We start from the raw sequence: 14639 nt of genomic DNA, 5'->3' as shown, positions 1-14639 counted from the left end.
CTTTTTTCCGGGTAGTTTATTGTGTTTGATTTTGTAAACCAAAAAAAGACGATTGTTCAGGTCGTGCTTCTGATTGCTGTGCTGCCTTTCATGTTCTGGGGGCTGGAGTCGTATCAGAGTATGGATAGTGCGAGTGATGTCGCGACTGTTGATGGTGAAAAAATCAGCCGGCAGGAATATGAGCAGGCGATACGGACTCAGCAGGAAAATCTGCGCAACATGTTAGGAGAGAAGTTTGATGCCGGTTTGCTGGATACCCCGCAAATGCGGCAGGCTGTTCTGGAGAATCTGATTCAGGAAAAACTGTTGCGCCGTGAAGCCGGGCAGATCGGGCTGACGGTGCTGGATTCCCGCCTGACTGCCGAAATTCAGAATATCTCGTTTTTTCAGGAAGATGGAAAGTTTTCCTACCAGCGGTATCGTGATTTGCTTCAGCGTCAGGGCATGTCTCCCGCCATGTTTGAAGCAAAAGTGGCAGGCGAGCTCATGCGCCAGCAATTGCTGGAAGGGATAGCCGGGAGTGTGATCATACCCAAATCAGTTGCCGGGGAGGTGGCATCCCTGAGCGCAACAACCTATACAATCAACCAGGTAACGATTAATCCGGATCAGTATATGAATCAGGCTGAACCGGATGAAGCTGCAATTCAGTCCTATTATGATAGCCATTCCCGGGATTTCACGCTGCCGGAAAGAGTAAAGGTTGATTATGTGGTGCTGTCGCTGGATGAGCTGACAAAGCAGGAGCAGATTTCTGACGAGGAAATCAGAAAATATTACGAAGCGCATCAGGATGAATTTGGTCAGGCAGAAGAACGAAGAGCCAGCCATATACTGTTGAGTGTTCCTGCCGGCGCTACTGAAGAACAGAAAGCATCTGTCAGAGCCCGGGCAGAAGAGGTTCTGGAGCAAATCAAACAGGATCCGGAGAAGTTACCGGAACTGGCTGCTGAATTATCTGAAGATCCAGGCTCAGCCAAGGCAGGTGGTGACCTTGGTTTTTTTGCACGCGGTTTGATGGTCAAACCTTTTGAGGATGAGGTATTCCAGATGCAGCCGGGTGAAGTGCGCGGCCCGGTGGAAACACCATTTGGTTTTCATATTATCAGACTGACTGAGGTGAAAGGTGCTGATGTCGCGAGCCTGGATGATGTCAGGGAAAAAATCAGGCAGATTTTACAGCATCAGAAAGTAGCGGATCGGTTTGGTGAAATATCAGAAGATTTCAGTAATATTGTTTATGAACAAAATGACTCATTGCAGCCTGTAGCACAGATGTTTAATTTATCTGTCCAGCAGAGCGGCTGGATCGATCGCAATTCAAAGGAGCCGTCTGTTCTTGCCAATGAACGTGTGCTTCAGGCGATATTCTCTGAAAGTGCCATTCGCGACCATTTTAATACTGAATCTATCGAGATCTCGCCTGATACCTTCGTCGCTGCGAGAGTGGTTGAACACCAGACGGCCAGTGCGCAATCCATCGGATTAGTGAAAGACAGGATTGTTGAGATTTTGAAAAAACAGCTGGCTTCAGAAACAGCAGAGAAAGAGGGTAAGCAGAAGCTTGCCGAACTGCAGGCGGGAGAAACTGATGTATCTCTGGAATGGGGAACGCCTGCAGAAGTCTCATTTTCCCAGAAAAACGGGAGGGATGAAGAAGTTCTGCATGCACTTTTTCAGGCGAATGTGGAGAAATTACCTGCATATGTCGGTGTTGCCAGTAATAAAAATGGCTACGACCTGATCCGGATCAATCAGGTAAAAGAAGCGGATAAAGGAAATGAATCTTCCCAGTACAACCTGATTCTTGGCCAGCTACAGCAGGTACACGGGCAGGAAGAGATGAGTGCCTATATTGCCGGGCTCAGGCAGCGAGCCGAAGTAAAAGTCAGGCCAGTCGAAGAAAGCGACTGATTGATGCGGCAGTAACCCGTCCCTCTGCAAAAGTTACTGAAGAGTTACTGCTCAGGGTTACTGCTTTTCCCGTACGTTACTGTCCTTCTGTCTCCAGATTAAATGCGACAGTGTTGAATCCGGCATCCACATAAGTAATTTCACCGGTAATGCCGCTGGCAAGGTCGCTACAAAGGAACGCAGCCACATTCCCCACCTCCTCAACAGTGACGTTCCGTTTCAGTGGTGCAACTTTCTCCGAATAGCCCAGCAGTTTGCTGAAATTACCGATACCTGCTGCAGCAAGTGTTTTAATCGGACCGGCTGAAATTGCATTTACCCGGATTCCCTGTTTTCCAAGGCTGGATGCCAAAAAGCGGACATTGGCCTCCAGGCTCGCCTTGGCCAGCCCCATCACATTATAGTTAGGCATAACCCGTACTGCGCCAAGGTAGCTGAGCGTCAGCAGGGCGGCAGGTCTGCCCTGCATCAATGGTAATCCGGCCTTTGCCAGGGCGGCAAAACTGTAGGAGCTGACATCATGCGCAATACGGAAGGCTTCCCGATCCACACTCTCCAGATAATCACCCGTCAGAGCCGTGCGCGGAGCAAAGGCAATCGAGTGTACAATCCCGTCCAGCCAGCCCCAGCGATCTGCCAGCTCGCTGAAACAGCGGTTAATTTCCGTATCCTGGCTGACGTCACAGCAAAACAGCAGATCGCTGTTGAATTCTGCAGCCAGTTTACCAACCCGGTCACGCAAGTCTTCTGACTGGTACGTGAACGCCAGCCTGGCGCCCTCGCGCTGCATCGCTTTAGCAATACCGTAAGCGATAGATCGATTACTCAGCAGACCCGTAATCAGAATTTGCCGGTCAGCAAGAAACCCCATAGTTAAGTACTCCAGTTATTTGTTTGTCTTAAACATGCCGTGATAGCCCGGGTGTGATTTTTAGCGCGATTGGCTGACAAATCCATACGAAACCATACGAAAAGAAGATTTTATATCTGTCAGGCCGAGAACACTGTTCCCGCCTGCCATGAATTAGCAGTCCAGCTGCATGGGTGTGCATTGTATCACTGCCGGTTTTTCTGATCTTCCTGAGATGGTGATGAACGATGGATAGCGGACAAGGCAGCCTGCGCTTAAAGCTGCCGCAGCAGCGCCGCAATCCGGTGTGCAGGTCTGGTATGATGTGCCCGCCTGATCATTAGGGGTGTATAAACAGGGTGATTAGGGTTTTTCTTCCATCTGTATCCAATAAATTGCTCTCCCGGATTCCATGATTACCACAACAATTGCTGCTGTTCCAGAAATAGCCAGAAACAAAATTACCGGTACCATCGCCGCAGAACTGGGGGTTGCACCGCAACAGGTCGGTGCGGCAGTGGCGCTGCTGGATGACGGCGCAACTGTGCCTTTCATCGCGCGCTATCGCAAGGAAGTTACCGGCAATCTGGACGATACACAACTGCGCCTGCTGGAAGAGCGATTGACTTATCTGCGCGAACTGGAAGAACGGCGGCAGGTGATTCTGACTTCAGTTGAAGAACAGGGAAAGCTCACCGGTGAACTGCGTCACGCTATTGAGCAGGCCACTACCAAGCAACTGCTGGAAGATATTTATCTGCCGTACAAGCCCAAGCGGCGCACTCGGGCACAAATTGCACGTGAAGCCGGGCTGGAGCCGCTGGCAGATGCACTTTTAGCCAATCCCATACTGGATCCGGAACAGGAAGCTGCAGGCTATATCAGGGTGGTACCAGCGGCCGAAGGAGTGGAAGCGATCAATGTTCCTGATACAAAAACAGCACTTGAAGGCGCTCGCGATATTCTGGCCGAGCGCTTTGCGGAGACGGCAAATCTGCTGGCCATACTGCGTAACAGGCTCTGGCAGGAAGGCATGGTGACTTCAACTGTTGTTGCCGGTCAGGAAAAGGCAGAAGAAGAAAAATTCCGTGATTATTACGCCTATACTGAACCTGTGCGCCTGATTCCCTCCCACCGTGCACTGGCCATATTTCGCGGCCGGGCGCTGGGTATCCTCAGAGTTGATCTGGATCTGGATGAGATTTCCCGTGAGAAATTGCCTCACCCGTGTGTTGTCATGATTGCAGCCCATTCCGGTATTGAAAACCGTGGGCGGAAAGCGGACAAATGGCTGGCTGATGTCTGTCAGTGGGCATGGCGTGTCAAAATACACCCGCACCTCACTACTGAACTGTTGTTGCAGGTACGCGAGGCAGCGGAAACTGAGGCAATCAGGATTTTCAGCCGCAATCTGCGAGAATTGCTGCTGGCCGCTCCGGCAGGGCCCAAAGTCGTACTCGGGCTGGATCCCGGTTATCGGACCGGTTGCAAGGTGGCTGCAGTCGATGCTACTGGCAAATTGCTGGAGACTACGACAATTTACCCGCATCAGCCACAGAATAACTGGTCAGGTTCGCTGGCAGTGATCATGCAGCTGGTACTCCGGCATGGTGTTGAGCTGATTGCGACTGGTAACGGAACTGCAAGCCGGGAGACTGACAAACTGGCCGCTGAGGCGGTTCGTCTGGCGGCAGAGCAGCGTCCTGATTTGAAACTGGCCAAAATTGTTGTAAGTGAAGCGGGTGCTTCGGTGTATTCAGCATCGGCACTGGCGGCAGCAGAATTTCCCGATCTGGATGTCAGCCTGCGTGGTGCCGTTTCCATTGCCAGACGTTTACAGGATCCCCTGGCAGAACTGGTCAAAATCGAGCCCAAATCAATCGGTGTCGGCCAGTATCAGCATGACGTAAACCAGCGCACGCTGGCGCGATCGCTCGATGCCACGGTTGAAGATTGTGTTAACGCGGTTGGTGTGGATATCAATACGGCGTCTGTCCCCTTACTGGCACAAATTTCCGGCCTTAATCGTGTACTTGCCCGGAATATTGTTGATTATCGTGATACGAATGGACCATTCCCGAACCGGCAGGCAATACTCAAGGTGCCGCGCCTGGGAGAAAAAACCTTCGAGCAGGCAGCAGGTTTCCTGCGCATCAATGATGGCGATAATCCGCTGGATCGCTCTACCGTTCATCCGGAAGCCTATCCGGTGGTGGAGCGCATCCTGATGCGGCTGAAAAAAGGAATCGGGGAGGTCATGGGGCGGCCGGAAACATTCAAAGGACTTTCTGCAGAAGAATTTACGGATGCAACCTTTGGTCTGCCAACTGTGCGCGATATCCTGGCCGAGCTGGAAAAACCCGGCCGCGATCCGCGTCCGGAATTCAGGACTGCTGCCTTTCAGGAAGGGATCGAATCACTGGCTGACTTGTATCCCGGCATGATTCTGGAAGGTGTCGTGACAAATGTGGCCGCTTTTGGAGCATTTGTTGATATTGGCGTACATCAGGATGGTCTGGTACATGTTTCTGCGCTGGCAGGCAGATTCATCAAAGATCCTCATCAGGTTGTCAAACCTGGGCAGATTGTCAAAGTTAAAGTGCTGGAAGTCGATACGGCACGCCAGCGCATCAGCCTGACCATGCGAATCGACGACATTCCCGAGGCGAACAGCCGGCCGGTCACACAGAAGGCCAGGCAGGCTGACAGCACATCCCGGCGTGGCAATCATCAGTCACGAACGATAGCCGGAACCGGTAAATCCGGGCCTGCCAGTGCGCTTGCTCTTGCACTGGCGCGTGCGCGAGAGAAAAAATAAATCCGGCAGTTTTCAGGTGTCTGCAATGGTTGCTGATCCGGGTTCGTAGTGTTGCACCCGGGCGCGCTTACCAACTGCAACGACTGCAGCTACGAGAACGGCAACCAGCCAGGTCATTAAATCTGCATGCTCTCCCAGCAGTAACACAGATGCAATAATGGTCAGAAAAGGCTGCAGCAGCTGGGTCTGACTGACCTTTGCAGTGCCGCCAAGCGCAAGTCCGTGGTACCAGGGGAAAAAGCCAAGGAACTGGCTGACAGCGGTAAGGTAAAGAAAGCTTAACCATACATCGAGCGGTAAATCCAGTGATGCCGGGGCGTAATAAAGGGTTGGGACGATCAGAACAGGCAGGGAAAACACCAGTGCCCATGAGATCACCTGAGGCCCCCCTAATGATCGGGTCAGCCGCGCCCCTTCCGCATAACTGGCGGCGGCACAGATAATAGAACCGAACAGGGCAAGGTCTGCCATGGTGAGGGTTCCGCCAGCCTGACTGAGTGAATATCCCACCACCAGCATCGCACCAATCAGTGCAAATAACCAGAACCGGACAGATGGCCGTTCATGGTAAAGCAGAGCGGCTGCCACTGCCGTTGCCAGTGGAAGAATACCAAGCACGACACCGCCGTGTGAGGCATCGACATACAGCATTGCCCAGGCAGCCAGTAATGGAAAACCAATTACGGCGCCCGCTGAGACGATCAGCAATCCTTTGACTTCTTTGCGGGCAGGCAAATGCTGCCGGGTGAATCCTAAAAAAATGGTTGCCAGCACAGCTGCCCCCACTCCGCGTCCCAGCGCGACAAATACCGGATCCAGCACAGTAAGCGCCACACGCATGGCTGGAAGTGTAAGGGCAAACGCGGTAACCGCAATCAGCCCGTACACATAGCCAAGATTTTCATTGTGTGTATTCGTCATCGCTGATTTTAATGCCCGGCAACAGTCATGCGCTCAATCAGTAACGAGCCGCACTGACGTGAACCACGCACGATAACGTCATTGCCGACAGCGATGATGCCGGCAAGCATTTCCTTCAGATTGCCGGCGATAGTGATTTCCTCCACAGGATGGCTGATTTCACCGTTTTCCACCCAGAACCCGGCCGCCCCCTGAGAATAATCTCCAGTAACGGGATTGACGCCATGACCGAGCAGTTCGGTGACCAGCAGGCCTTTGCCCATTTTTTTCAGTAAGGTATCGAAAGGCAGGGCGGCATCGTTTTCCACGATCAGGTTATGGTTGCCGCCCGCATTGCCGGTGGAACGCATACCGAGCTTGCGTGCGGTATAACTGCCAAGAAAGTAGCCCTGCACAATGCCGTTTTCCACCACCTTGCGTGCATGGGTTGCTACGCCTTCGTCGTCAAATGCACAGCTTGCCATGCCTTTTGGCAGATGCGGCAATTCACTGATCTGGATTGTTGCAGGAAATACCTGTTTACCGATGCTGTCCAGCAGGAAGGAAGACTGCCGGTACAGGCTGCCACCACTGATTGCGCGAACGAAATAGCCGATCAGGCCGGGGGCAACAGTGGCGTCGAACAGTACCGGTACTTCACAGGTGGCAATTTTTCTGGCACCAAGACGTGCCAGACTGCGCATACCCGCTTTTCTGCCAATGGCTTCAACAGTTTCAAGGTCACCCGCTGCACGTGCAACGCTGTACCAGTAATCCCGCTGCATGTTGTCCTGTTCTCCGGCAATGACAGCGCAACTGATACTGTGGCGTGACAGGGGATACCCCGCACAAAATCCAAGCGTGTTGGCATACACAAATTGTGATGTACCAACCGATACACTGGCACCTTCCGAATTGGTGATACGTTTGTCGGTTGCCAGTGCTGCAGCTTCGCACTGGCGTGCCAGTTCAATTGCTTCTTCAACCGGCAGTGTCCACGGATGGTAAAGATCAAGGTCCGGAAAAGAGGTTGCCAGTAAATCCTGATCAGCCAGGCCGGCATAGCTGTCATCTGCCGTGTACCGGGCAATTGACAGTGCAGCAGAGACAGTTTCGCGCATTGCTTGCGGAGAAAAATCCGAGCTGCTGGCATTGCCGCGTTTATGGCCGATGTGGACCGTAACAGATATCCCTTTATCGCGAGTGTACTCGATGGTTTCGACTTCTCCCCGGCGCACGGTAACGTTCTGGCCGGAGCCTTCTGAAACATTCATCTCGCAAGCATCGGCTCCTCCTTTGCGGGCGAGGGCGAGCACATCTTCTGCTATCTGTTGCAAGGTTTCCTGTGTACAGGAAAAGGGCTGCTGTTGTTCCGGGTGATGACTTGAGTTATCCATGAAAATTGAGTGTTAGGCGGCTGATCCTTTGTTAAAAGGCGCGGTATTAAACGAGGTGGTGATTTCCTGCAGAAAAAACGCCGGGGATCGGATCCGATCCCCGTACGCTATTCAAAGCAGGTTATGATAACAGCTTCTTGACCCTACCCGATATGAGTGACTGTGTCTGACCATCGCCAGCAGAACAATTTTCCGCCTGATTCCGAGCTTGAATCCCAACCCAGTAAAACCCGTGTCAAGCAGGAAATGCACGCCTTGCAGGCGTTGGGCGAGCGGCTGGTGGAACTGGATCCATCCCGTATAGCTGAGCTGGATCTGCCGGAAAGGCTTGCAGATGCCTTGCTGGAAGCCCGCAAAATGACCGGTCATGGTGCACGCCGGCGGCAACTGCAATTTATCGGTAAGTTAATGCGCATGGTTGATCCCCTGCCAATCCAGGAAAAGCTGGATGCCTGGCAGCATACCGGTCTGCGCCATACTGCCTGGCTGCATCAGCTGGAGCGGTGGCGTGATCGCCTTGTCAGTGATGAAAAAATGGTGACTGAATTTATCCAGGCTTATCCGGACACGGATGTTCATCAGTTACGCACCCTGCTGCGCAATATCGAAAAAGAAAAGCTGGCAGGTAAGCCGCCCAAAAGCTTTCGTATGCTGTTCCAGCTGCTGCGGCAGATTATTCCGGAGGTGGCCGGGTAGATGTTAAGAATCCTTAATTTGTTATTGTTATCAGGAGGAAAGTAATCAATGTGGCTGAGATGGATGATTTGTTCTATGTTTTCTGTGCTGATAGCTTTGCCGGCGGTATCAAATGCCCAGTCAGCCAGTGCCGGTAACAGCGTCAGTGCAAAATGCAAAGGTTGTTTGTGCCCGGGCAATCCCTGCCGGCTTTGCCCGCTGCCGCCACATACCGATGACCCTGTACCTGAAAATGAGCCGGCAACCTGCCGCGCCATCCGCGAAGCTGTTCCGCCAGATCCTTCTCTGCCGGGAGATAACCAGTATTTTACCAATCTGGATAAATCAACTCTGGTGTGTGTCCGAAGTGGCGGGGATGTCATCCGCAATACCCGCCGTGCAGAGGGGTATCCGGCACGGGTTTACTGTAAACCTGACCTGTCCCGCCACTGAGTATCCGTAACCGATGAGAATCATCACATTAAACCTGAACGGCTTGCGTTCAGCAGCCAGCAAGGGGCTTTTTGACTGGCTGCCCCGGCAGGGGGCGGATGTCATCTGTGTTCAGGAACTGAAGGCGCAACAGGGTGATATTAACGGCATCATGCGTGCACCGGACGGCTACACCGGTTATTTCCACTGTGCCGAGAAAAAAGGGTATAGCGGAGTGGGAATCTATACCCGCCGCATCCCCGATCACGTTGTGGAAGGGACGGGTATTCCGGAAATTGACGTGGAAGGGCGTTTCTTGCGGATGGATTTTGGCAATCTGACCATTATTTCCATTTATCTTCCTTCCGGATCCAGTGGGGCGCATCGCCAGGCAGCAAAATTTTTCTTCATGGAGCAATTTTTTCCACAGCTGCGCTCACTGGCGGAAAGTGGCCGGGACGTGTTGCTGTGCGGTGACTGGAATATCGCGCATCGGGAAATCGACCTTAAAAACTGGCGTTCCAACCAGAAAAATTCGGGATTCCTGCCAGAAGAGCGTGCCTGGCTATCTTCCGTGTTTGATGAACTGAAACTGGTGGACGTGTTCCGCAAGATCAATCCGGAACCGGATCAGTATACCTGGTGGTCCAATCGCGGCCAGGCATGGGCAAAGAATGTTGGCTGGCGGATTGATTACCAGATTGCCACACCGGGACTGGCAGACACGGCAACCGGTACTTCGATTTTCAAGGCAGAGCGTTTTTCAGATCACGCACCATTAACGATTGACTACGACTGGAAATAAAGGCCTCTTATTTACCAGTTGCGGCTGCCCTGGTTACTGGTTGTTTTAACGGGTTAGTCAGCAGAGCAGCAAAAGGTTTACAGGGCGGGTAACAAAAAGCCCTGCCCGGAAAAACAGGACAGGGCTTTTTTAGAGCCGGTAACCTTCGCAAAAAAAGCGATCGGTTCTATCAGTTCTTTATGGTAACTGTCCTGCTTGTAACATCCCCTCTGGTATTGAATGCTTCTGCAGTGACTGTGATAGTGCTGCCACGCGGTATGGTGCTCCAGGTATTCCAGGCATAGACCAGCAGGTTGCTGTTGACGGTGGCGATGATGCTGCCATTGGCCTTCAGGTTGATTTTCTTTGTGTTCTTGTCTGCAGCTACCGTGGTAATGACAGTGCCCCCGACTTTTTGACCATCCTTGAGGCTGAACCGGGTAATTTGCGGTAAAGGCTCGGGTTTTACGACCGTATTTTTCACAGTCACACCGACAGCAGAAGAAGCGCCCCGATTCCCGGCAGCATCAAATGCATACACCACCAGTGTATAGCTGCCATCGGCCAGCAATCTGGTATCCCAGGTGAATCCGGTGCCCGGCCGGGTATCTTCCATCACCTTGCTGCCGTTAACGTACAGCTCCGTGCGCACCACACCAACGTTGTCGGAGTAATTCACACCCACTGTTATGCTGCCGGACACGGTTCCACCGGCAGGGGAGGTAATGCTGATGGCAGGGGGCGTGGTATCGGCGGCAACATTCTTCACCGTAACCTTAACCGGGGATGATGTCCCCTGATTCCCGGCGGCATCAAACGCATACGCTACCAGCGTATAGCTGCCGTCAGCCAGCGTGGTGGTATCCCAGGCGAAGGCAAAAGGCGGCTGGGCATCTTCAATAATCTTGCGGCCATTGACATACAGCTCCACGCGCACCACCCCCTTGTTGTCGGAATAATTGACATCCACCGGCACGCTGCCGGATACCGTTCCTCCTGTGGGAGAAGTGATGCCAATCACCGGTGGCGTTCTGTCTGTACTGATACGTGCGTAGGCTGTACTGACCGCACTGGCGGCATTGATGCGGCCGTGGCCGAAATACTGGTCATAACCGGTACTGCCGAGATCCTGTGAAGTGCCTGTCAGCAACTGGTCGATATCCGCCGGTGCCAGGTTTGGGTTGACTGAAAACAACAAAGCAGCGGTTGCTGCTACGATCGGGCTGGAAAAGGAAGTACCGGAGACATAGCCGTAACCCCCTCCTCTTATTGTGGTGTAGATACTGACACCAGGTGCGGATACATCCACATGCGGCCCGTAGCTGGACCAGCTGGCCAGTGCATCATTGCTGTCAGTCGCAGAAGTAACAATAATGGTATCGCTGGGTGGAAAGTTATTCAATCCGCCATTGTTGCCCGCGGACATAACGACGACTCCTCCCTTGCTGCGCATATAGCTGGCAGCGGACTGAACAGTCAGACTTTCTGCCCCGCCGTAGCTGATATTGGCTACTTTTGCGCCGTTATCTGCCGCCCAGCGGATACCCTGCGCCATCGTACTCAGGTAGGCTGAACCGTTCGGCATGGAAATGCGTACCGGCAGGATGCGTGCATTCCAGGCAACACCGGAGCTGCCATTCCCGTTATTGGCAGCGGCGGCAGCCGTGCCGGCTACCTTGGTGCCATGACCGTAAACGTCACTGGTATCGGTGTTGTTGTCATACGCATTCCAGCCGGGAAGCATATTGGCGGCCAGATCCGGATGATTGCCATCCACCCCGGTATCAAGAATAGCAATAGTGACACCATCTCCGGTGGCAATATCCCAGGCAGCAGGTGCCTGGATTTTTGGCAGCGCCCAACTGTTGTTAATATCGGGATCCGTTACAATCTGCTCAGGTTCAACCACTCTGTCGAGCTCAACCGCCTTGAAGCGCCGGTCTTTTTTGAGCTGATTCATTACTTTCACTTCATCCACCCCATCGGGCAGCTCGTAAATATGGGCATTCAGTTCTTTGAGTTTGCGCCTTGATTTCACACCATGTGGTTTGAAAGCTTTGGTAAATTCCGCTTCAGACAACCCGGCGCGCGGAATTACCAGTAGACGGCCTTTCGCCCAGCGGGATCGGGAAGCATCAGCTTTATTGGCAGATTCCGGTTTAACGGCTGTCTGTACCCCTTTTTCCGGGCTGGCGTGGCTGCCGCCGGAAAACATGATCAGCAGAACGGTAAAAATCAGGAAACTGAAGAAACGGTGGAAAACTTCAGCCGTACGTCTCCTGGCAGTACAGTGAGCAGGTGAATAATAGACGGATTTTGCATTTGACATGCGCGGCTCCTTGAAAGAATTGATTAAACAAAGCCGATTCATCAGTACGCACGTCCGAATAGAAAAAATCGGATGTGAACTTCGGCAACCCCGCTTTCCCGGTACAAACCAGGATCGGAAGCTTTGCGCCCCTGCCTTACGGACAGGTTAGCCTTTATCGGTTACAGCATTAATGCTGGAATGAATACGGCAGAATAGTGCGGAACCTTTATGATGGGAGTACTTCTGGTGATCGGTTGCTTGCTGTCCTCCGGGAAATAGTGTGGAATACGGCCTATGGAAAACGAGCAAAAATACAGCATAAAAGTCGAAGTGCATACCACCTATTTGCCGGATCAGTCTGATTCCGAGGCGGAACGGCATGTATTTGCCTATACGATTACCGTCAGCAATACCGGCAGTGTTGCCGCACAACTGGTAAGCCGTCACTGGATTATTACGGATGGAGATGGTGATATACGCGAAGTACGCGGGCTGGGTGTGGTCGGTGAACAACCCTTGCTTAAACCCGGCGGAACGTATGAATACACCAGCGGAACGGTCATTTCCGCACATGCCGGCTTAATGAAAGGCTCCTATCAGATGGTGGCTGAAGACGGGTTTCATTTCTCGGCAGAAATTCCTGAATTTATTCTGAGCGTACCGCGCGTGCTGCATTAGTGCTGTACCGATCCGCCTCGTTATGTCTTACGGCACGCTCTATCTGATTCCGGCTCCGCTGGGTGAGAGCAACCTCGCCCGAATACTGCCGGTTGAAGTCCTGCAGCAAATCGGATTGCTGGAGCGCTTCATCGTCGAACATCCTAAAACAGCTCGCCATTTTCTCAAGCAGGTAAATCCGCATCGGGCCGTGCAGACACTCCAGCTGGAAGTGCTGGATGAACATACCCCGGCCGGTGGAGTGGAAGCACTGCTGGCACCATTACTGGCGGGTGAAGATACTGGCCTGTTATCTGAGGCAGGTTGTCCGGCAATAGCCGATCCTGGTGGCGCGCTTGTCCGGCTGGCACATCGCAAACGGATTCGGGTTGTGCCGCTGGTGGGGCCTTCTTCAATCCTGCTGGCATTGATGGCTTCCGGGTTAAACGGCCAGCATTTCCACTTTCATGGTTATCTGCCGGTTGCCCCGGATCAGCGAAACAAAAAGATCATCCAGCTGGAAAAAGCCTCCATCGTCGCAGGCGAAACGCAGATTTTTATCGAAACACCCTATCGTAACCGGAAGTTACTGGAAGCACTGATACAGCAATGTGGCGAAAAAACCGATATATGCGTTGCCAGCAGCCTTACCCAGGCAGATGAACTGGTGCTGACACAATCGGTTGGTGAATGGCGGGGAAGTAATAACTGGCCGGATTTGCAGAAAAAACCGACAGTATTTCTGCTGCATGCTTCAAAACACTGAGTGAATTTACTTCATACCCGGTGCCGCAGTTTTACTTTATCCATTATCTGGCGCTATACGATGGCAGTTTCGATTTGTTTACCAGCATGCATCACCGGGGTAATGAGCCTATCCAGGCTGAATTTTTCCATTTGCCACGTGCCAGATTAACCCGCCCGGTCAGCACCGGCTGATCATTTCCCCGCCTGATCAGGGGTATCCGGGCAGTCAATTTATTGATGTATTTTTACGGAGCAGCTCCCAGCGCCGCGATGACCTGATCGTCATCGATCTGTGGAAACGAATGATAAAACTGGCCCACTGAATAAAATACTGCCGGTGTTTCCAGGCAGATGGTCTCATCCACAAGCGGCGTGATGTCAGCCAGTGTCCCGGCAGGTGCAACAGGCACAGCACATATCAGTTTGCGCGGCTGCCGGCTGCGTACGGCATGCAGTGCCGCGATCATGGTGGCACCGGTTGCCAGGCCATCGTCCACCACAATCACGATCCGGTCATGCGGATCAGCAGGCGGGCGAATGGGCGTATAGCGCAGGCGCCGTTCACGTAATACTTCGAGCTGGGCCGCTTTCTCGGTTTCAATGTATGCGGGAGTGGCACCGCTTTGTGCAGCATGGCCGGCCAGATAAACCTGCCCGTTCTCATCGATGGCACCAATCGCAAATTCCGGATTGCCAGGGGCGCGCAGCTTGCGTACCAGCACGACATCCAGTTCACCCCCCAATTTATCTGCGATGATGCGGGACATGGGCACCGCACCGCGTGGAATTGCCAGTACCAGCGGGTTCTGTCCCCGGTAGATTTTGAGCTGTTCTGCCAGCCGGATGGCGGCTGCGGTACGATCTTCGAACATTTTTCCCTCCTTCGCAGCAATGGATGACCATATCCTACACCGGCAGATGCCGGTGAGCGATAGCTGCTTTTTTACACCGGTAACGTGTGGGGAAGTGTTCAGGAAAGATAAAAAAACAGAAGCTGGACGGAGAAACTCAGTGAGGAAGATGAGGAGCGGGTGTTTGTCATCGGGAGAGCAGTTCAACGTATGCCTGGTAGCTGTAGCTGCGGTTCTTTTTCTGCCCGGTCATCTCCGTCACGATGCCTAAATCTTCCAGTACCCTGACGGCAGCAGTTGCGG

General features: G+C 52.8%; 13 protein-coding genes and 1 riboswitch. Of the genes, 8 read left to right on the top strand and 5 right to left on the bottom strand.

Features of this window, described 5'->3' with window-relative positions; translation table 11 throughout:
* Positions 1-21 precede the first annotated feature (21 nt).
* Positions 22-1914 carry a SurA N-terminal domain-containing protein gene (locus tag IT527_RS07065; protein WP_292967830.1) on the top strand — a complete coding sequence of 631 codons (1893 nt, stop codon included), beginning with the start codon at positions 22-24 and terminating at the stop codon, positions 1912-1914.
* 76 nt (positions 1915-1990) lie between these two features.
* Here the strand turns inward: IT527_RS07065 and IT527_RS07060 are convergent, their stop codons facing one another.
* Positions 1991-2785 (bottom strand): SDR family oxidoreductase, encoded by a 795-nt coding sequence (locus IT527_RS07060; RefSeq protein ID WP_292967829.1) that lies wholly within the window; start codon positions 2783-2785, stop codon positions 1991-1993.
* 391 nt (positions 2786-3176) lie between these two features.
* On the opposite strand from IT527_RS07060, the gene IT527_RS07055 reads away from it, so the two are divergent.
* Entirely contained in the window at positions 3177-5582 is a 2406-nt protein-coding gene (locus IT527_RS07055; RefSeq protein WP_292967828.1) for a Tex family protein, read from the top strand.
* A 12-nt stretch (positions 5583-5594) separates the two neighbouring features.
* Here IT527_RS07055 and IT527_RS07050 read toward each other — a convergent pair whose 3' ends face one another.
* Positions 5595-6503: a DMT family transporter gene (locus IT527_RS07050; protein WP_292967827.1), complete on the bottom strand. Its 909-nt coding sequence runs from the start codon at positions 6501-6503 to the stop codon at positions 5595-5597.
* A gap of 8 nt (positions 6504-6511) precedes the next feature.
* Positions 6512-7879: a metalloprotease PmbA gene (gene pmbA, locus IT527_RS07045; protein ID WP_292967826.1), complete on the bottom strand. Its 1368-nt coding sequence runs from the start codon at positions 7877-7879 to the stop codon at positions 6512-6514.
* Between the two features lie 156 nt (positions 7880-8035).
* Between pmbA and yjgA the strand changes: the two genes are divergently transcribed.
* The 3 genes from yjgA (at position 8036) to IT527_RS07030 (ending at position 9791) form a co-directional block, all read left to right on the top strand.
* A complete protein-coding gene (yjgA, locus tag IT527_RS07040) occupies positions 8036-8575 on the top strand; it encodes a ribosome biogenesis factor YjgA (protein ID WP_292967825.1) in 540 nt (179 codons plus the stop codon).
* Positions 8576-8650: 75 nt separating this feature from the next.
* Positions 8651-9007 (top strand): hypothetical protein, encoded by a 357-nt coding sequence (locus IT527_RS07035; protein WP_292967824.1) that lies wholly within the window; start codon positions 8651-8653, stop codon positions 9005-9007.
* Positions 9008-9020: 13 nt separating this feature from the next.
* Positions 9021-9791, top strand: a complete 771-nt coding sequence (locus tag IT527_RS07030) for an exodeoxyribonuclease III (RefSeq protein WP_292967823.1) — start codon at positions 9021-9023, stop codon at positions 9789-9791.
* Positions 9792-9960: 169 nt separating this feature from the next.
* Here IT527_RS07030 and IT527_RS07025 read toward each other — a convergent pair whose 3' ends face one another.
* The gene (locus IT527_RS07025) at positions 9961-12099 is read right to left on the bottom strand and encodes a S8 family serine peptidase (protein WP_292967822.1); all 2139 of its coding nucleotides are present in this window, start codon (positions 12097-12099) and stop codon (positions 9961-9963) included.
* A gap of 80 nt (positions 12100-12179) precedes the next feature.
* Positions 12180-12262, bottom strand: a riboswitch (cyclic di-GMP riboswitch).
* A gap of 113 nt (positions 12263-12375) precedes the next feature.
* On the opposite strand from IT527_RS07025, the gene apaG reads away from it, so the two are divergent.
* Genes apaG through IT527_RS07010 form a run of 3 tightly spaced genes read left to right on the top strand, consistent with a single transcriptional unit; the run spans position 12376 to position 13677 of the window.
* Complete coding sequence (gene apaG / locus IT527_RS07020) at positions 12376-12759, top strand: Co2+/Mg2+ efflux protein ApaG (protein WP_292967821.1); 384 nt, start codon at positions 12376-12378, stop codon at positions 12757-12759.
* Between the two features lie 22 nt (positions 12760-12781).
* Entirely contained in the window at positions 12782-13504 is a 723-nt protein-coding gene (locus IT527_RS07015; protein ID WP_292967820.1) for an SAM-dependent methyltransferase, read from the top strand.
* A gap of 20 nt (positions 13505-13524) precedes the next feature.
* Positions 13525-13677 carry a hypothetical protein gene (locus IT527_RS07010; protein ID WP_292967819.1) on the top strand — a complete coding sequence of 51 codons (153 nt, stop codon included), beginning with the start codon at positions 13525-13527 and terminating at the stop codon, positions 13675-13677.
* A gap of 53 nt (positions 13678-13730) precedes the next feature.
* Here the strand turns inward: IT527_RS07010 and IT527_RS07005 are convergent, their stop codons facing one another.
* Complete coding sequence (locus tag IT527_RS07005) at positions 13731-14357, bottom strand: phosphoribosyltransferase family protein (protein WP_292967818.1); 627 nt, start codon at positions 14355-14357, stop codon at positions 13731-13733.
* Positions 14358-14639 lie beyond the last annotated feature (282 nt).

This window comes from Nitrosomonas sp. (assembly GCF_020852615.1).
Classification (GTDB): domain Bacteria; phylum Pseudomonadota; class Gammaproteobacteria; order Burkholderiales; family Nitrosomonadaceae; genus Nitrosomonas.
This window is presented reverse-complemented; position numbering and strand designations above follow the sequence as displayed.

Coding starts and splice junctions, on each gene's coding strand:
- IT527_RS07060 (WP_292967829.1), bottom strand. CDS start 2,785: ATGGGGTTTCTTGCTGACCGGCAAATTCTGATTACGGGTCTGCTGAGT.
- IT527_RS07055 (WP_292967828.1), top strand. CDS start 3,177: ATGATTACCACAACAATTGCTGCTGTTCCAGAAATAGCCAGAAACAAA.
- IT527_RS07050 (WP_292967827.1), bottom strand. CDS start 6,503: ATGACGAATACACACAATGAAAATCTTGGCTATGTGTACGGGCTGATT.
- pmbA (WP_292967826.1), bottom strand. CDS start 7,879: ATGGATAACTCAAGTCATCACCCGGAACAACAGCAGCCCTTTTCCTGT.
- IT527_RS07035 (WP_292967824.1), top strand. CDS start 8,651: ATGTTTTCTGTGCTGATAGCTTTGCCGGCGGTATCAAATGCCCAGTCA.
- IT527_RS07030 (WP_292967823.1), top strand. CDS start 9,021: ATGAGAATCATCACATTAAACCTGAACGGCTTGCGTTCAGCAGCCAGC.
- IT527_RS07025 (WP_292967822.1), bottom strand. CDS start 12,099: ATGTCAAATGCAAAATCCGTCTATTATTCACCTGCTCACTGTACTGCC.
- apaG (WP_292967821.1), top strand. CDS start 12,376: ATGGAAAACGAGCAAAAATACAGCATAAAAGTCGAAGTGCATACCACC.
- IT527_RS07015 (WP_292967820.1), top strand. CDS start 12,782: ATGTCTTACGGCACGCTCTATCTGATTCCGGCTCCGCTGGGTGAGAGC.
- IT527_RS07005 (WP_292967818.1), bottom strand. CDS start 14,357: ATGTTCGAAGATCGTACCGCAGCCGCCATCCGGCTGGCAGAACAGCTC.